The organism is Sporosarcina sp. PTS2304 (assembly GCF_003351785.1).
Taxonomy (GTDB): Bacteria; Bacillota; Bacilli; order Bacillales_A; family Planococcaceae; genus Sporosarcina.
The window spans coordinates 3,211,409-3,229,432 of sequence record NZ_CP031230.1 but is presented as its reverse complement, the minus strand read 5'-3'; the positions used below and the strand labels follow the sequence as shown (position 1 = coordinate 3,229,432).

Sequence of the window (18,024 nt, the reverse complement as noted above, 5' to 3'; positions counted from 1 at the left end):
GCGCAAATAAACCTTCTACTTCCCCACGACAAAAAAGGAAGCGCTATTTCGCACTTCCTTCCTTCTTTCATTGACTTACAAATCATCAAAACCATTCAAATCACTTGTTTTCACGTACTGACGGCTCGTTTGCTCGAAGAAGTCTGTTTTCGTGTCGTCGAAATTATCAACGTATGCGCGGATCCACTTCATCGGGTTGTCGGTGAACTCTGGATAAATCTCACTCAAGCCTAGCATGCGCAACATTTTATTTGCGCGGTATTTAATATAGCCTTCCATTTCATCTAAGTCGAGACCATCGATATCGCCTAGGACATAGCGGCTCCAGATGATTTCTTGCTCTACGGAGTGGCGGAACTGGTCATAGATCCATTCCGTGAATGCGTCGGTGTTGTATTCCGGGTTCTCTGCCAAGGCTGCGCGGAAAATGTCGCTGATCGCTTTGCCGTGTTGAAGTTCATCGCGGTTAATATAGGAAATCATAGTAGACGTTCCGACCATCTTTTGGTGGCGTGCCAAGTTGTAGAAAAATGCAAAACCGCTATAGAAGAACAGTCCTTCCAGTAGCGTCGTATACACCATCGCCTTCAGCACCGTTTCAATCGTCGGATTCTCTGCGAACTCGTTGTACACGTCAACAATTCGCTCGTTACGCTTCATTAAAACATCGTCGGTGCGCCCCATTTCAAATGATTCCATCTGTTTATCAAGATTCGTAACAGATGACAACACGTAGGCGTAGCTATGATTGTGTTCACTTTCCTGATCGGCAATTGTCGCCATAATCGACTTGACGGAAGGATCGGTTGTGAAGTCTGCAATCTTCATCGCAATGACGGTTTGCGGTCCGTCCAATGTTGCCAATAAGCCAATGATTTTCAAGAAAGCGACTTGTTCTTCCTTTGTAAGACGTGAAAACTGCTTGACGTCCTGTGTCATGTCCACTTCATTTGCCGTCCAGAAAAGGGAACGGATGCGCTGACGCAATGTGTAGAAATGGGGGTGCGCGATGTCGTTCCAATTAAGGATTCCGCTTGCTTCCCCGCCGAAAATAGCAGTCGCTTTATTCGGATTTGCCGGATTCAATACTTTTACTCTTGTAAGTGTCGCCAATGGTCGAGCACTCCTTTCGTCCAATTCGTTACGATTTGCTCTTGTTTGCCGCGTGGGCTTTGTTCGACTTTCAGCGGTTCAAACGGTGAATCATAGAAGCGTGCCAATTTTTCGGCCGCTTTACAAAATAATTCATCGCCGCCGAATTGCGTGTCTCCTGTACCGAAAACATAGACCGTTTCAGGTTTATACCCGATATCCGCCACGAAATCTTTCACTTCGTCAGGTGTGGCTCCTTTTTCCCATGTAAAGGAACCAATGCAAAACGCGTCATATTCATGTACATCGGGTAAGGCGCCTATGCCAATACGATGCGTATCGACAGCGACCCCTTCCCGGCTTAAATTTTCAGCAATCAACTCCGCTACTTCTTCGGTGTTGCCGCTCCACGAAGCGTAGGCGATTAAGAATGACACCACTCGCACTCCTCGATCTCAGAAGCTGTGGAACGCATATAGTACGTCGTTTTCATACCCGATTTCCATACTTGCATATGCAAATCTAGCAAGACCGATGCACGGATGGAGTTCGGCACGTATATATTGAATGAAATCGACTGGTCGATATGGTGCTGGCGCGCGGCATTTTGTTTAATCGACCAGCGTTGATCGACGATGTATGCAGAACGGCGGTACACATCATACGTATTATGATCCAAATCCGGCGCAATGACCGGCAGTTTATAATCTTTTTTCTCTTCATGGTAGAACGGCTTGAATACCGGATCGATCGAAGCTGTCGAACCTGCGATGACAGACGTCGAACTATTCGGAGCGACCGCCAGTAAATACCCGTTGCGCATCCCGTTAATCGCTACGTCCATACGCAATTCACGCCATCTGTTTGAATCGTATTCACGCTGTTCAAAGTACTCGCCTGTTTGCCAATCCGACCCGTCAAATAGCGGGTAGGCACCTTTTTCCTTCGATAATTCCATGGAAGCTTTAATCGTTAAGTACGCGATGTTTTCATACAATTCATCCGCGAAGTCGACCGCTTCCTGAGACTCCCATTGAATATTTTTCAAAGCGAGCAAGTGATGCCAGCCAAATGTTCCGAGGCCAATTCCCCGGTAGCGTGCATTCGTGCGCTGCGCTTGTACAACCGGAATTTTATTCTGATCAATGACGTTGTCCAACATACGCACTTGAATGGCAATCAAACGATCCAGCACATCCGCGGTTACCGCCCGTCCTAAGTTGATCGAAGACAAATTACAGACTACAAAATCACCAGGCTTCGTACGCGTCACGACCAAATCATCTTCCAATGAAACCGATTCGAATGTAGTCGCTGACTGATTTTGCGTAATTTCTGTACATAGATTACTGGAATAAATAATCCCTTCATGCTTATTCGGGTTCGTGCGATTCACTTCGTCCCGATAGAACATGAACGGCGTCCCCGTCTCCAACTGGCTACGCAACACACGCTTCATAATCTCGATCGCAGAAACCGTCTCTCTCGAAAGTTCAGGATTGCGGACACATTCTTCGTACTTCTCACGGAACGATCCTTGTCCTTTTTTCTCATCATAAAAATCTTCCAATGAATAGCCCATCTTCGTACGGACTTCATGTGGATCGAATAAATGCCAGTCTTCACGCGCTTCGACTTTCTCCATGAATAGGTCCGGTAAGCAGACGCCCGTGAAAATATCATGCGCACGTAATCGATCGTCCCCGTTATTTAACTTCAAATCGAGGAATGTGAAAATGTCCTTATGCCAAACGTCCAAGTACACCGCTACAGCCCCTTGTCGCTGACCGAGCTGATCGACACTGACCGCTGTATTGTTTAATTGTTTAATCCAAGGCAAAACTCCGCTAGACGCTCCTTCAAAACCACGGATGGACGAACCGCGGGAACGGACTTTCCCCATATACACACCGATACCGCCGCCGAATTTCGACAAGTTCGCAATATCTGTGTTGCTGTTGTAAATCCCCTGCAATGAATCATCAACCGTATCGATGAAGCAGCTGGATAGTTGTCCATGCATTTTCCCAGCATTCGATAACGTCGGTGTCGCTACGGTCATGTAGAGGTTGCTCATCGCCCAATACGCTTCCCCAATTTTGTGGATGCGATCTTCCGTTTCATCTTGCATCAGCGTCATCGCAATGATCAGCCAACGCTCCTGCGGCAGTTCTACCGGCTGTTTCGAGAAATTCACCGTCACGTAGCGATCCACTAATGTCTTCAACCCGATATACGTAAACAATAAGTCGCGGGTAGGATCGATTAACTGACCGATCTCTCTTAATTCCGCTTCGCTATATTTCTCCATCAACACAGGTGTATACAACCCCTGTTCCACCAACCGTTCTACATTTTTCGCAAAATCGGTATACATATCCGCTCCACGCAATGCTTTCTGCTTCGCATAGACGTCAAATAAATAAATACGTGCAGCCACAAACGTCCAATACGCATTCGCTTCATCAATTCTGCTCAACGAATCTAGCACCATCGCATTCGTCCACTCAGTCGCCGTGCTATTCGGATGACGGCTTATATAACGCTCGCTCGCTTCCACTAACGGTTCGATTTTCTGCTTTCCGAACTCCTCTTGCAGATTTTCCATTACTAATTCCAATCCTGCTGTTTCGTGTATAATCGCCATTTGCATCCGCTCCCTTTAAAAAGTATGTAAAAAAAGACTCCAGATCGCTTCAGGAGTCGTCATAAATTAATGGATAAAAATGGAAGTTGTTCAGCAGATAGAAATCCTCTGCTTGCGGCTTCCACTCTCCAATCCCCGAAGAATGTATGCTTGAATGAATGGCAGGTCTCCTGGCTGGCATATCACCCTCCCATCTCTCCTTCCCGCGCTAAGCAGTGGTTATCAAGATAGTCGTCTATGCCATCAGTTGCGGGGACAGCTCCGTTTTTAGCGGATTCCCTTTTAAACCGTGATCGGTACCGATTCATCAAAATACTATATATAGTGTGTTATGTTCATGTACTACCCTAACATGTTGTGGTAGTTGTTGTAAAGCAGAAAAAAACCATCGTAGCCAGAATCATTCTTCTGGACTACGATGCGATAATTTTTCCAGTCGTACGGTTAAGTATAGCAAACTTTTTGGACGTTGACTAAAAGATCGTATGTGAACTTTTTTAAACGTCCGTCCGAGATGCACACTTTTTTATTATTGAATACGATGTTCAGGTTGACTCGGTGTATCTTCCCAACATTCCGCACCTTTTAGTCCTGGTATACTGGACGCTTTAAAGACAGGATTTTTCCCAGCCCGTCGTTGGACAGTGAAATCGTCCAATACTTTAAACGCCACTTTCCCAAGAACCAAGATGACTACTAAGTTCAGAATCGCCATAAGTCCCATAAATAAATCAGCCATATCCCACACGACTTGTACTTTTGCTACAGCCCCGAAAAATACCATAGCCAGCACGAGAAGCTGATAGACTAACTTCCATCCTTTATTTGCATTGATAAATTCAATATTCGTTTCACCATAATAATAGTTTCCGATTATCGAACTAAAGGCGAAGAACATAATCGCCACTGCGATGAAATACGGTGCCCATGCCCCTACGTGAACCGCCATCGAGGCTTGCGTCAGCAAAATACCATTCGACTCGCCCGTCTCATACAATCCGCCGAGTAAAATGATGAACGCTGTCGCAGAACAAATGATGATCGTATCGAAAAACACACCTAAACTTTGCACGAGCCCTTGTTTGGCTGGATGCGAGACGTTTGCCGTCGCTGCTGCGTTCGGCACACTACCCATACCAGCTTCATTGGAGAAAAGACCTCGACGAACCCCTTGCATGATCGCCATTCCGATTCCTCCGCCAACGATTTCCTTGATACCGAATGCATGTTCAAAAATCAGCATGATCATTGCCGGTACTTGCGTAATATTCGTCACGACGATAAATAATGCCACAATAATATAAAATGTTGCCATCACAGGTACGATCGTCTGCGTCACTTTGACAATCCGCTTGACGCCACCAAACACAATAATAGCTGTCAAGACGATTAAACCGATACCAATCGTCCAGTGAGGAATTCCAAAAACATCCGAGAACGACTGACTGATCGTATTCGATTGCACCGCGTTAAAAATAAATCCGAAACACATCGTCAATAAAATCGCGAAGGCAATCCCTAACTTCCGTTGCCCGAGCGCTTTTTGCATATAATACGCCGGTCCTCCACGGAATGTATCTCCATCCTTCACTTTATACACTTGTGCAAGCGTACTCTCAATGAACGCCGTCGCCATGCCGATCACCGCAATGATCCACATCCAAAATACCGCGCCCGGTCCACCAATTCCAATCGCAAGAGCTACTCCTGCCACGTTGCCCGTACCGACACGTGATGCCGCACTGATCGTAAATGCCTGGAACGGAGACACACCATCGTTATTATCTTTTTTCTCCACAATCAAACGGAACATTTCACCAAATAAACGCACTTGTACAAACTTCGTACGAATCGTAAAATAAACACCTGCAACCAATAATAGTCCAATTAAAATATATGTCCAAATGAAATTATTCGCCGGACCTACCAGCCAATCTAAAGCACTTTGAATCATATGACCACCTCCTTAGTTTTTACCTACCCTACTCGCAGCTTACATATGCCTATCCGAGAAAATTTCCTCTGTCTTTTGCCTCAAAATTTCTGAAGCATTCACCATCAATTCAGCTACCGGGCGACCATCATTCAACTCATCCAGTCCCGTAAACCATTCACCTAGTGGATCGAGCGCTTCTTTTTCAACAGAACCCGAAATGACGTACACCGGCACTTTATAGTCTTTTGCCAGCTTCGCTACGCCGAGCAACGCCTTACCGTTAAGCGTCTGCCGATCGGTCTTCCCTTCCCCTGTGACGATAAAATCGACGGATGAAAGATGCTTTGCAAAACCTATAGCTTCTAGCACCACCTCAATCCCACTTGCTACTTCAGCGTCGCAGTAGGCAACCAACGCCCCTGCACTGCCACCTGCTGCACCAGCACCACGAAGATCATGCAAACGCTTACCTTTTAGCCGCTCAGTTACATCCGCAAAGTGTCGCATACCAGCATCCAAAGGCTCAATCATAGCCTGCTTCACCCCTTTTTGCGGACCAAAAATAGATGTTGCACCGGTTTTTCCTACTAACGGATTTTCAACATCTGAAGCTACTACTATTTGTGTACTATGCAAGCGCTCATCTAACTCCGTGTCATCGATTGAAGCGATCAATGACAGCGCCCCGCCATTCATTTTCAACAATCTGCCCGCCGCGTCAAAAAAACGCACCCCGAGCGCCTCAAGCATTCCGGTGCCCCCATCATTCGTCGCACTGCCACCGAGCCCGATGATCAATTTGCGATAACCTTCATCCAGCGCAAAACGTATCAACTCGCCCGTGCCATACGTCGAAGCTTTCAACGGATCCAACTCTTCTTCCGCCAGCAACGTAATACCCGATGCTTGCGCCAGCTCCACTACAGCCGTCTTTCCATCGCCAAGCACACCAAGCTTCGCTGGGATCAAACGTCCGAGCGGATCTTGCACGATCGTTTCTTTATACCGTCCATTCGTTGCAGAAACCAAGGCCTCCAGCGTCCCTTCGCCACCGTCTGCGATAGGCAAGCAGATGATAGTAGCATCCGAAAAGACATGTTCTATACCTCGTTTCATCGCGTGGGCCGCTTCTTTCGCTGTCAAACTCCCCTTAAATGCATCCGGCGCAATGATCACTTTCATGGCTTCCCACTCCCTTTGTTCGTAGTGTAGCAGAAAGGGTCTTTACAGTCATCTACTATGCGGAAAAGACCGCAAGACCGTTTGATCACTCTTTATATGTGATGAAAACTATTGGACTTGTCAGGTACTTTATGTTCGTTTAGTAGATGGAGCAAGGCTGACTTAGAATGTCATGCGGCTTGCGCTTCCAGACGATACGCTTTCCGGAGGGGACGCGTCCGGTTTCTCTCGGGAGAATCCTCACACGTACATCATTTTTCTGCACCAAGAAAGAAGAGTCACGTACCCCACTCCAACTTCTAAACGAACACCATCCTCCTCAATCATCCCAACTCTCCGACATGATTTTCCCCGAAATCGCATGGATTTGGTACACGACTTCATCCAATTCCGCATCCGTATCGAGATCCAACTCTACCAAATAATAGCCTCCCTGTTGCGTCGGGACAAAATCCACATCATCCACTTCAACCGGCACTTTCGCATGAAGGCGTCCGAGCGCAATCGCAATCGCTTGTTGCTCCGTCAAAACGACCGACTGTTTCTTTTCCTGGGGTTGTGGCTTTGGTTTTTCAATAGGTGCAGGAACCGGTTGTGGTCTCGGCTTCTCTATGGGCTTTTCAGAAACCGGTTGGGATGCAGGCTTTTCTATAACAGGTAGCTTTTCATTCGGAGTAACTGGTTCCTCCACCGGCTCGTTGGCAGGCTTTTCTATCGGCTTCTCGGGTTCAGACTTTACAACGACTGTCGGCTCTGCTTTCTTCAGCAATTCCAGCGTTTTCACCTTTCCCGTCTTGCGATCCACCGTCGCGCTATACAACGCACCATTTCGCAAAATTTCCGCTTGATACTCTACGTCCGCATCGGTCAGCTGCTCCACACTGCCCTGATACATCGACTCTAAGCGCATTTTCACTTCTTCTATAGGCACTGTCTCCTCTTGCGTCATTTGTTTGATATACCAATTGCCGCCCGCCACAACGACTATCGCTATGATAACAGTCAACACTAAAGGCTTTTTCAACCAACCCATCACACTCACCTCTTTCTATGAATATATCACCCTATCATTAGAGTTCCATGAGAATCATCGAGGCAGTATAATACGCATCGTCGTTCCTTGTCCACGCCCACTTTCCACTTGCAATTGTGCGCGTATGCCGTCCGCTACATCTTTGGCAATCGACAAGCCCAGCCCCGTGCCTCCTGTTTTACGCGCACGGTCTTCCTGTACACGATAAAAGCGGTCGAATAAATGCGGCAAATGCTTCTCATCAATTCCTTCACCCGCATCTTCCACTTCGATCACAATTGCACGCTCCTCCAGCATGGCGCGTACAATAATTTCCCCCTCACTGTACTTCCTCGCATTATCCAATAAAATGAACAGCAATTGTTTCAATCGTTTTTCATCCGTGGAAGCCGGCAGCCGCCCTTCCCACACAAACTGAATGTCTCGTCCAGACGACACGCGCAACGGCTCGATCACTTCATCGATCAGCTGATTAATATCCACTTGCGAAAAAGTAAATGCTAGCGGATCCTTAGTCTTCGCTAACTGCAGCATTTGCTCGATCAACTCTTTCATCCGGCCCGTTTCATTCAAAATGGCGGTCACTGCTTCGTCCGCCACTTGCCGATTATCAAAACCGCGGCGCTTCAGTAACCGCGCATAGCCTTCCATGATCGTCAGCGGTGTCTTCAATTCATGAGAAGCATTCGACACGAACATTTCCTGCTTATGATAATTTTGCTCCAACTGCTCCATCATTTCATTGAACGTCTGGCTCATTTCCGCCAACTCGTCCTTTCCCTCAGAAGCTACCAACTTTTCATACTTCCCTGACCTCCGACTGGCACGCATCGTCGCAATCAACTTCTTAATCGGCTGAATCAACACTTTCCCGAGCGTCATACTCGACAACGTAATCGGAACCATCGCAAGCACCGTCACACCGAATAAGATGAACTTCAGCAAACGTAAACTACGACTCGAATCCCGCAGCAACTGCACTATTTCCACATAGGCAATATCGCCGTCTGTATAAATAATCGGCACACGCGTCATCATCACCGCTGCCCCTTGCACCATGCCAATCGTATAATCAGCACCCTCGTCAAACGTCGGTGTATAGCTTTTCAACTCATTCGTAGACTGTGTAGTTTTGAGAATCTGCCCGTCCTGATCCACTATTCGCAGCAAGCTCTCAGGATTAATGTAAGTCCGCAATACATCCCCGACCTCATCCTCATCCTGTACGCGGCTCAACCCTTCCGTCAATTCCTTCGACCGATGGATCAACTGCTGATATTCCGTCGTAAACGCCAACTGCTTAAAAATGAAATAAATTCCTATATTACTTAGCGTCAAAATACAGAGCATCAGCACCGTCGAAAACAGATGAATTTTCGTCTTAAGCTTCATGCACCGGCTCCTTCAGCACATAGCCGACACCGCGCACCGTCTGAATAAGCGGTACTTCCCCTACATCTATTTTCTTGCGCACGTACCGAATATACACATCGACAACATTCGTATCGCCGTAGTAATCATATCCCCACACCGCATCTAGCAACTGCTCTCGCGTTAACACTTGATTCGGATGCTTCAATAAATGTTGCAACAAATCAAATTCCCGCGGCGTCAATTCTATCGGATGACCGCCACGCGTCACATCCCGCGACAACTGGTGTAGCGACAAATCTGCAAACTCCAGCAAATCGGGATCTCCCTGCGTTGACTTATCATGCCCCGCCACACGCAACGCCGTACGAATCCGCGCCAATAATTCCTCAATCTCAAACGGTTTCGTAATATAATCATTCGCCCCGAGATCCAGCCCTTTGACCTTATCCTCCACATCATTTTTCGCTGTCAGCAACAACACCGGCGTATCAGAATCATGCGATCGAATCCGCCGCAACACATCCAAACCATTCAGCCCGGGCAACATCAAATCCAACAACACCAAATCCCACGACTGCTCCCGAAACAAAATTAACCCATCCGTCCCCGTATGCGCAATTCCCGTCTCATACTTCTCAAACTCCAACTCCAGTTGCAACACACGCGCAATACTTTCTTCATCTTCCACAATCAATATTCGCTCCACCATCACACTCACCCGTCCATATTCTAGTTTTACCCATTATTTTAACAGATTCCACTAGCCCCGCCCTGCCTAGTCTACGCAACGTATTGAAATTGGTTCCTTTTGCTTATGTTTTTCGGATGTGGTGTGGATTCGATGAGCGGTCGCGTGGGTTCTATGAGCGCTTCAACGTACTCTATGAGCGGTCGCGCGCACTCTATGAGCGCTTCGACGCACTCTATGAGCGGACGCGCGCATTCTATGAGCGGAGAGACATCCACGCCGCGCATCCCAAATAAAAAAAGACTCCCCTGCAACAGGAAGTCTTCATATCTCACAATATATACTTATCAATCTTCAAGACCAACTCGGCAATCTCAGGCTTACTCACTTGATCATCTGCACCGACGCTGATCCCTTTATGCTTCAAATCATCGGTAATCAATGAAGAGAAAATGATAATCGGCAGACCCGCAAGTTTTGGATTTTCACGGATACGTCTCGTGAAATGATGTCCATCCATCTGCGGCATTTCAATATCCGTAATGACTAGCTGGACTTCTTTCTTAATATCCACATCGGCGGCTACCAAGCTCTCCAAATAATCGAAAGCATCTTGACCATTTTCATAGAAATCCAAATTCATATAACCTGCTTCATTCAATGTATCGTGAAGCAATTTACGCAGCAGCGGGGAATCTTCTGCGATCAAAATACGCTTATCTGAACGTTCCCGCTTTCCTAATTTCTTCACTTGCTCAACATTAATACCTGCGTCTGGATTAATATCCAAAATGATTTTCTCGAAATCCAACAGCAACAGCATTTCCCCATCGAGTTTAATGACCCCGATCACTTGTGAATTTTCCGCCGCATAAATGCCTGATGGTTTCTCGATTTGATTCCAGGAAATTCGATGGATCTGTGTCACATTGTGCACTTGGAATACGACTGTCTGTTTGTTGAACGACGCTACGATGTACTTTTCCTCAGAAGGAGTGGCGGACGGTGCCATTCCTAAGATTTTCTCCATGCTCACGACCGGCAACACTTCACCGCGCAACTGAATAATCCCCTCCACCGCAAAATGCGCATGCGGAATAGGAGTGATCGCCAATGGCATAATAATTTCTTTTACTTTAATCACGTTGATGCCATAGCGGTTGCCACCCATTTCGAATCCGACAATCTCCAACTCGTTCGTACCGCTTTCCAATAAAATCCCCGAATCATTCGCCAACTTCTTCCACCCTCTCAGACACTATGATCGATTCATACACCTATCGTTCCATTCATTTATAGGACTACTATACCATAGAATCTATCTAGCAATCTATGGCAAATCACTGAATTCTGCACAACTGTCGTCTACTGCTGAACTACTTTCGCTTGCTTCCACTCGGCTAACCAATCCACTAACTGATCCGCCGCCATCGGTCTCGCGTAGTAATATCCTTGAAAAATCAAGTCCGGCTGTAAGTTCAATAAGAAATCCACCTGACTTTTCTTCTCGACCCCTTCGACGACCATCCGTAAATCCATAGATTGACCGATCATTAAAATAGCGTGCAACACCGCACATTCTTTCAATGAAGCTGGCACAATATCCGCGAATGATTTATCGATTTTAAGAGTAGTAATAGGTAGTTGCTGTAAATAGGATAATGACGAAACCCCCGTACCGAAATCATCCAGCGCCACTGAAAAACCATATCGCTTAAAACGCTTCATCGCAGCAATTGCTTGTCCGATAGATTTCGCCGTACTCGTTTCCGTGATCTCCAATTCAATCCGGTTCGGTTCGATGCAATGTGTCTGCGTTTCTTTCCACAACGTATCCAATAATTGCGGATTGGCCACATAGTCGCCCGGAATATTGATCGCTACTTGCGGAACGAAAATTTTCCTACCATCCCACGCATGGATCTGTTCGCATACTTCCCGAATAATCCAGTCTGTCACCTCTCCCATGCGTCCGTCGCGCTCCAAAATAGGAACAAAAACAGCAGGAGAAATGACACCCAGTTCAGGATGCTTCCAACGCAATAATGCCTCTACACTATCAAACGCCTCGGTCTTTCCTACAATTTTCGGTTGATACACCAAATACAATTGATTGTCGTCTAGCGCTTTCGTTATATCTCGCAACACGTCCTGCTCGTAAGAAACCCCGTGTACAGCGGGATTGAACGTCCGCAAGCCCCATTCACGCGCTTCGGTCGCACGTTCCACCACACGCATCGCATCTTTATACAAATGCTTGACCGTTTTCTCCGCATCAGCGTTCGCCAATCCGCACGTATAGCGCATTTCTTTCCGCTTAATCAATAGTAACCGGTCAAGTTGAGTTTGAATCACGATCAAACTTTTATAGAAATCCACCGTTCGGCCTGTTTGGTCCACATAAAATAAAAAACGATTGCCGCTCACTCGATACAATTGTGCATATTGCGGCTTCCATTTCGTGAAAACGGCTGCCACATCCTGTAAAAAAGCATCCCCGACTTGGTAGCCGTATAACTGATTGATGCGTGGCAAATCAGGAAAATTCCAAATCGCGATATCCCCAATCGCCTGTTCATCGCCCAATTTCCTCTCCCATTTTCGGCGGTTCGGCAATTTCGTCAACACATCAAAGTTTTGGATCCAATAGTCCACGTAGCCATCGATATATGTCGTCAATAACATACCGACCAATAAAATCCCTACGCCGATTCCGATGAACGTATTCATGACACCCATATGACTCACCGTATGATCAGCGAATGATTGATCACTACCTGTATAAAATTTTGTGCCAATCAATCCCAAATAATGCATCATCACAGTCCCAATCGTTAAAAATATAGGCGCCATTAACTTTCTCACCATCGGACGATTCGAACTACTGATAAATCGGAGCATCAAATAGACAAAGAGTCCACCGACAATATTTCCTGCTAGCAATAACTGCCAATCATAGAAGATCACTGCCTCTACAATCATTGCTTGCATCCCGATGAAATGCATCGCCGTCATACCTTCCGCAAGAATGACTGCAGCTAACGTATATCGCCAGCAAGACTTCATTGGCCCATCGACTAAATAGAAAGCGAGTAAAGCAGAAAAGAACGCCGGAATGAATGATAGAATGCCAATCGCGTAGTTAACGCCCATTTCCAATGGAAGAGAGACCGCGTTCATCCACACAAAATGCATCGCCCACATCCCGAACGCCAATGATAAAGAAGTTAACACGAGCCAAACCTCGCGCCTAAAAAAACTCGGTTTCTGCATCCGTTCATACAGAGCCATCGTAGTATAGCTTGCGAACGCCATAACGAGTAAGCCGACCAACAGCAAATTCGTAGAGATCGTGCCTAGTAATTCGTTATATAGTTCTGTATCTGGTGGAGTAAACATACGGTCTCACCTCCCAACTCTCAAAAAATACAGGAAAAATTATACTTTATAGTAATTCTAAGTACTTATAAGATAGACGAAATAGATACTATTTGTTACTATTCATTATTTACTATTTTAGTAGGGTAGTCAATAAATTGCAGGAATTTTTGTAAAATACAGCAGTTTTCACATAATAATTTAACATTTTTCTATTATATTTTAATAATCCTCCTATCATACGGACGAACTACACAAATAAATCTCCCGACTGACTCACAGCCGAGAGATTCTTTTTCACTTCACACATACTCTATTGGTCATGTAGCCACACATTGAATCGTCGTCGCTTCATGAATAATGCATTCCTTAAATCGTCTAGAGATCAACCGCAACATATTTTGATTCGTATTATGGACAAAAAAAGTGACATAGCACCCATTAGCAAACACTCTTTTGGCAAGTTCCGCATACAGCAACACCCCGCCCAACCGCGTAGCAGCCGACTTTTTCACGTAAATGCTAGGAATGAGCAACATATTGGCAGCGATTCGTTCACACACAAACCAGCCCGCCAGTTCCCCTGATGCATACAGTGCGAAACTAGTATCTGAATCGATTCGCGTGACATCCTGTATACGGACAGCGTGAGGGATCTGCCCTAATTTCCCATTCGACACTTGTTGCTCAAGATCCTTCACGACTTGCTCCGACCAAGGGACAATGTCTAAATGTGCCGGCTTCTCCAACCGCCATATCCAATCCCCGTTCTGTATGTTCTTCAAATCCATCACAAATTTATGAACCATTTGCGAATTGCGAAACCCCCGACTAGTAAACAGCGAACTGACCGCCTCCACTTCCCGACTCACCGTCACTACTGCATCGGTAACAGTCCACCCATCCTGCCACAGCGAACGTTCCGCAGCGCGCAGTAAATATTCCACCGCCTCGACATAGTCTGTTGCCGTCCGAATGAGGAAATGGACAATCTTCGCGGTCTTCGCCTCCCTATCTAGTTTCGCCAGCAGTTCGCCTACAGGAGCCGTCCCTTCCAGTAACCCGATCCCCCATACCGTCGCATCCGCTGACTGCAACGGCTTCAAAAACGCTGGGACGAGAAGCTGTTGGAACGACAAATAATTATCACGATTCATTTCAATCGTCTTCCACATGTCCTCACCTCTTGTAAACAGGCAATCCGAGAAACATCTCAGATTGCCGATACGTTGTTATGCAGGGTCGTATGAATCCGTTGCGGGGTTGTAAAGTAGAGCATCAGGGTTGTCGGTTTGATAAGAATTGTTTGAAGTGTATTTCATATCTTCCACAGTTACTACTTTAACCGACTGAGAGACAACGACATCTACACCATCCGTCACTTCAATGAAATAGTAATAAACAGGAGGGGGGGTTCCAGTAAAGAGTACATCGAGATACTCTCCTGTGCCACTTGCTATTCCTTGGGCCATGATATATGCCTCGTCAATATTATTTACTAAACTACGCTTTATCGTATACGTCAACGAACCGGTGGACGGACTGTCTTGCCAGGTGATTTTATTTGTCACTCCATAATCTGTCCCGTTATGGTCATAGCTACTCCCCTGCACATTTGTTGCTGGTTGTAAACCTAACACTTGGCTATTCCCGACTTATACCTTTCGGCTTTCGTTTCGGGCCTACACCATACAGGCGACTTTCATCGCATACGGCGTGCCGTCAGCGGTACATCCTGAAAACTTATTTCCCCTACTGCCAGTATATAACAGAAAATAGCTTTTGAATACTGTTAAGTAACATTTATTGAAAGAACATTCTGTTATCTTACTAGTTGTTGATATACTATGGTAGAATATAGGAAATCAAACTACCAAGGAGGGGTTCTATGCCCATCTACAATAAACTCGTCCGCAATCTCATTCCCGCAATTATTGAAAAGGACGGAAAGACGTGCGTCACAAAAACATTGGACGCATCTGACTATTCTATAGAAGTAACGAAAAAAATGCGTGAAGAACTGGCGGAGTATGAACGTGCCGAAACTACGCAAGATTCATTGGAAGAATTGGCGGATTTGCTTGAACTCATTCACGCAGCAGCTACTATCCACGGCGCGTCAATCGAAGAACTCGAAACTATCCGTGCCAGTAAAGCAACGATTCGTGGCGGATTTGATAAACGGATCTTCTTAGTGGAAGTACATGATGACTAAACTACGATTACTGACGCGTCATTTGATAAAAGATTTGACAACACTCACTGCAGAAGCCGATACAATTTACTGGCTAACTGCCTTTTTGATGAAAACAGGAGTCAATGAAGTATTACCCGCACTGCGTGAAGCTGCTACCCGTGGTGCTGAGATCAAAATCCTGGCAGGTGACTATTTATCCATTACACAACCAGACGCCTTACAACTGCTCATTGACGAGTTGCCTACTGCTGAAATCCATCTAGTCGAAAGTGGCGGCACTTCTTTCCACCCGAAAGCGTATTTGTTCAAATCAGCAGATCAGTCCACGGTCATCATCGGTTCATCCAATTTATCGAAATCCGCACTAACGAACGGGGTCGAATGGAATCTCTACGCACCATCCACCGTAGACGCAGAACTTTTCGAAACGGCTGCGGATGAATTCATGAAGATGTTTCTATCACCGAATACCGTCAAACTCAACAAAGAACAGATCGAACGCTACCGCGAACGGTTTGATGAAACGAATAAAGCACTGCCATTCAGCGCCACACTCGATCCACAAACAGAAATCGAAATGACCTTTGGCGCAACAGCACAACAACAAATTGCCGAGCCAAGCGATACATACTTGTCGAGCAAACTCACTCCACGTCCCGCACAGCAGCTCGCACTCGATGCCTTGCACGAAACGGTGGAAAGCGGCTATGAAAAGGCTTTGACCGTCCTTGCGACAGGACTCGGCAAAACTTATCTAGCAGCGTTCTTTGCTAAATCCTACTCGCGTGTACTGTTCATCGCGCACAGGGAAGAACTGCTCATACAAGCACAGCACTCATTTACACGAGTTTTCCCCGACCGTACAAGTGGAATTTACAACGGTCGGGAAAAACAGCACGACACGGATATCGTCTTTGCCTCGATGCAGACACTAGCGCGGCACTATCACTTGACACAATTTGCACCTGACGCATTCGACCTGATCATAGTAGACGAATTCCATCATGCCGCAGCGACTACATACGAGCGCGTACTCGATTATTTCCAGCCATCATTTCTACTCGGACTCACCGCTACACCCGACCGTCTCGACAACAAAGACGTCTACAGCTTATGTGACGGCAACGTAGCCATCTCCATCCACTTTTTAGATGCGATCCGACGAAACTGGCTGTCCCCTTTCATCTATTACGGCGTATGGGACGACACTGACTACAGCCAATTAAAGTGGCGCAACAATCGCTACGATGAAGAGGAACTATTGCGCCTGCAACTGCGCGAAAGCTATGCCGACGCTGTGCTGAATGCATGGATCAAACAGAAACAGACCCGCACGATCGGCTTCTGCTCTTCTATCCGGCAAGCGATTTATTTGCACGAACATTTCACACAAGCAGGCTTCCGTTCACTCGCCCTGCATAGCAACATAGACCGCCATACACGCACAAGCGCACGTACACTGCTCGAAAACGGCGAACTCGATATAATCTTCACCGTCGATCTATTCAACGAAGGTGTTGATATTCCATCAGTTGATACATTACTTTTCGTAAGACCGACCGAATCCCTCACCGTCTTCACTCAACAAATCGGACGCGGGTTACGAATCGCAGACGGAAAATCCCATTGTGTTATTATTGACCTGATCGGAAATTACCGCAATGCACGTAAGAAATTTCAAGTGTTCCACGAAGATAGCGACTTACCTGCAAAAATCACCAACGATACATTCACCGAGCCGCACTATTTCGATTTTCATTTTGACACGGCTGTTATTAACTTGTTGGAAGTCATGAAACAAAACGAACCGATCCAACAACGTCTCCTCTATGCTTACTTTGATCTAAAAACAGAACTCGGAAGACGCCCGAGCTATTTAGAATTTCATCTGAAAGCGAATGAAGATGCCGAAGAGATCAAGAAGAAGTTCAAAACATACGCCCTTTTCCTGCAAGCTGCTGGCGAGTTGAACGAAGCGGAGCAGGAAGTCCTGACTCTATATAAAGACTGGCTCATCGAAGTATCTCGTACCTCTATGACAAAAAGTTATAAAATGGTCGTCTTGCACTATATGCTGACGAAAGGTCCAAGTGCGTGGTATGAGCCTGTAACAGCGGAAGAAGTCGCCCCTTTCTTTCATCGCTATTTGATGGAAAAGCGGTATCGGAGAGAGGCTGATTTCTCAGACAAGCAAGGAAAGTCGTTGTATGTGTATGAGGAAGGGAGAGTTTCACGCCTCATTGCGAACATGCCGATGAGGAAGTGGAGTGATGCTTCTAAAGGGCTGATTACGTTTGAGGATGGATGGTTTGCTCCGCAGTTGGTTGTGGCGGAGGAGCATGAAGGGGTGTTGTTTGAGTGGGTGAAGGAGATTTGTGAGTATCGGTTGTGGCGGTATTTTGGGAGGAAGTGAGGTGGTTTGTGGGGTTTTATAAGAATTTGTGTTTTTTACGAGTGGGTAATTATTTTTCTGTGTTATAAGGGAGTTTGTTAAAGT

15 protein-coding genes and 1 riboswitch are annotated in these 18,024 nt (G+C 46.2%); of the genes, 2 read left to right on the top strand and 13 right to left on the bottom strand.

The window, feature by feature from the left end; translation table 11 throughout:
• Nucleotides 1-75: 75 nt before the first annotated feature.
• The 13 genes from DV702_RS15495 to DV702_RS15440 form a co-directional block, all read right to left on the bottom strand.
• On the bottom strand, nucleotides 76-1,113 hold the full coding sequence (locus DV702_RS15495; RefSeq protein WP_114925561.1) for a ribonucleotide-diphosphate reductase subunit beta: 1,038 nt from the start codon (nucleotides 1,111-1,113) through the stop codon (nucleotides 76-78).
• Nucleotides 1,092-1,529: a flavodoxin gene (locus DV702_RS15490; protein WP_114925560.1), complete on the bottom strand. Its 438-nt coding sequence runs from the start codon at nucleotides 1,527-1,529 to the stop codon at nucleotides 1,092-1,094. Before DV702_RS15490 ends, DV702_RS15495 begins: the two co-directional genes overlap by 22 nt.
• On the bottom strand, nucleotides 1,517-3,745 hold the full coding sequence (locus DV702_RS15485) for a ribonucleoside-diphosphate reductase subunit alpha (RefSeq protein ID WP_114925559.1): 2,229 nt from the start codon (nucleotides 3,743-3,745) through the stop codon (nucleotides 1,517-1,519). Before DV702_RS15485 ends, DV702_RS15490 begins: the two co-directional genes overlap by 13 nt.
• A 136-nt stretch (nucleotides 3,746-3,881) precedes the next feature.
• Nucleotides 3,882-4,058, bottom strand: a riboswitch (cobalamin riboswitch).
• Between the two features lie 210 nt (nucleotides 4,059-4,268).
• Nucleotides 4,269-5,693, bottom strand: coding sequence for an alanine/glycine:cation symporter family protein (locus DV702_RS15480; RefSeq protein ID WP_114925558.1), 1,425 nt, complete (start codon nucleotides 5,691-5,693; stop codon nucleotides 4,269-4,271).
• A gap of 39 nt (nucleotides 5,694-5,732) precedes the next feature.
• Nucleotides 5,733-6,857 carry a glycerate kinase gene (locus DV702_RS15475; protein ID WP_114925557.1) on the bottom strand — a complete coding sequence of 375 codons (1,125 nt, stop codon included), beginning with the start codon at nucleotides 6,855-6,857 and terminating at the stop codon, nucleotides 5,733-5,735.
• 319 nt (nucleotides 6,858-7,176) lie between these two features.
• The gene (locus tag DV702_RS15470) at nucleotides 7,177-7,890 is read right to left on the bottom strand and encodes a PepSY domain-containing protein (protein WP_114925556.1); all 714 of its coding nucleotides are present in this window, start codon (nucleotides 7,888-7,890) and stop codon (nucleotides 7,177-7,179) included.
• Nucleotides 7,891-7,944: 54 nt separating this feature from the next.
• On the bottom strand, nucleotides 7,945-9,282 hold the full coding sequence (locus DV702_RS15465; protein WP_114925555.1) for a HAMP domain-containing sensor histidine kinase: 1,338 nt from the start codon (nucleotides 9,280-9,282) through the stop codon (nucleotides 7,945-7,947).
• The gene (locus DV702_RS15460; protein ID WP_114925554.1) at nucleotides 9,272-9,973 is read right to left on the bottom strand and encodes a response regulator transcription factor; all 702 of its coding nucleotides are present in this window, start codon (nucleotides 9,971-9,973) and stop codon (nucleotides 9,272-9,274) included. Before DV702_RS15460 ends, DV702_RS15465 begins: the two co-directional genes overlap by 11 nt.
• Nucleotides 9,974-10,044: 71 nt before the next feature.
• Complete coding sequence (locus DV702_RS16930; RefSeq protein ID WP_162805835.1) at nucleotides 10,045-10,266, bottom strand: hypothetical protein; 222 nt, start codon at nucleotides 10,264-10,266, stop codon at nucleotides 10,045-10,047.
• 17 nt (nucleotides 10,267-10,283) lie between these two features.
• Nucleotides 10,284-11,189: a chemotaxis protein gene (locus DV702_RS15455; RefSeq protein ID WP_114925553.1), complete on the bottom strand. Its 906-nt coding sequence runs from the start codon at nucleotides 11,187-11,189 to the stop codon at nucleotides 10,284-10,286.
• 128 nt (nucleotides 11,190-11,317) lie between these two features.
• The gene (locus tag DV702_RS15450; RefSeq protein WP_114925552.1) at nucleotides 11,318-13,351 is read right to left on the bottom strand and encodes a bifunctional diguanylate cyclase/phosphodiesterase; all 2,034 of its coding nucleotides are present in this window, start codon (nucleotides 13,349-13,351) and stop codon (nucleotides 11,318-11,320) included.
• Between the two features lie 299 nt (nucleotides 13,352-13,650).
• Complete coding sequence (locus tag DV702_RS15445; protein WP_114925551.1) at nucleotides 13,651-14,505, bottom strand: hypothetical protein; 855 nt, start codon at nucleotides 14,503-14,505, stop codon at nucleotides 13,651-13,653.
• A gap of 57 nt (nucleotides 14,506-14,562) precedes the next feature.
• The gene (locus DV702_RS15440) at nucleotides 14,563-14,970 is read right to left on the bottom strand and encodes a hypothetical protein (protein ID WP_114925550.1); all 408 of its coding nucleotides are present in this window, start codon (nucleotides 14,968-14,970) and stop codon (nucleotides 14,563-14,565) included.
• 248 nt (nucleotides 14,971-15,218) lie between these two features.
• Here DV702_RS15440 and DV702_RS15435 point away from each other — a divergent pair, with 248 nt between their 5' ends.
• A complete protein-coding gene (locus DV702_RS15435; protein WP_114925549.1) occupies nucleotides 15,219-15,545 on the top strand; it encodes a nucleoside triphosphate pyrophosphohydrolase in 327 nt (108 codons plus the stop codon).
• Complete coding sequence (locus tag DV702_RS15430; RefSeq protein ID WP_114925548.1) at nucleotides 15,538-17,940, top strand: DEAD/DEAH box helicase family protein; 2,403 nt, start codon at nucleotides 15,538-15,540, stop codon at nucleotides 17,938-17,940. Before DV702_RS15435 ends, DV702_RS15430 begins: the two co-directional genes overlap by 8 nt.
• The last annotated feature ends 84 nt before the right edge of the window (nucleotides 17,941-18,024 follow it).

Excerpts from the sequence above, each read along its gene's own strand:
- DV702_RS15485 (WP_114925559.1), bottom strand. The coding sequence starts at position 3,745 with ATGCAAATGGCGATTATACACGAAACAGCAGGATTGGAATTAGTAATG.
- DV702_RS15480 (WP_114925558.1), bottom strand. The coding sequence starts at position 5,693 with ATGATTCAAAGTGCTTTAGATTGGCTGGTAGGTCCGGCGAATAATTTC.
- DV702_RS15475 (WP_114925557.1), bottom strand. The coding sequence starts at position 6,857 with ATGAAAGTGATCATTGCGCCGGATGCATTTAAGGGGAGTTTGACAGCG.
- DV702_RS15470 (WP_114925556.1), bottom strand. The coding sequence starts at position 7,890 with ATGGGTTGGTTGAAAAAGCCTTTAGTGTTGACTGTTATCATAGCGATA.
- DV702_RS15465 (WP_114925555.1), bottom strand. The coding sequence starts at position 9,282 with ATGAAGCTTAAGACGAAAATTCATCTGTTTTCGACGGTGCTGATGCTC.
- DV702_RS15460 (WP_114925554.1), bottom strand. The coding sequence starts at position 9,973 with ATGGTGGAGCGAATATTGATTGTGGAAGATGAAGAAAGTATTGCGCGT.
- DV702_RS15450 (WP_114925552.1), bottom strand. The coding sequence starts at position 13,351 with ATGTTTACTCCACCAGATACAGAACTATATAACGAATTACTAGGCACG.
- DV702_RS15445 (WP_114925551.1), bottom strand. The coding sequence starts at position 14,505 with ATGTGGAAGACGATTGAAATGAATCGTGATAATTATTTGTCGTTCCAA.
- DV702_RS15435 (WP_114925549.1), top strand. The coding sequence starts at position 15,219 with ATGCCCATCTACAATAAACTCGTCCGCAATCTCATTCCCGCAATTATT.
- DV702_RS15430 (WP_114925548.1), top strand. The coding sequence starts at position 15,538 with ATGACTAAACTACGATTACTGACGCGTCATTTGATAAAAGATTTGACA.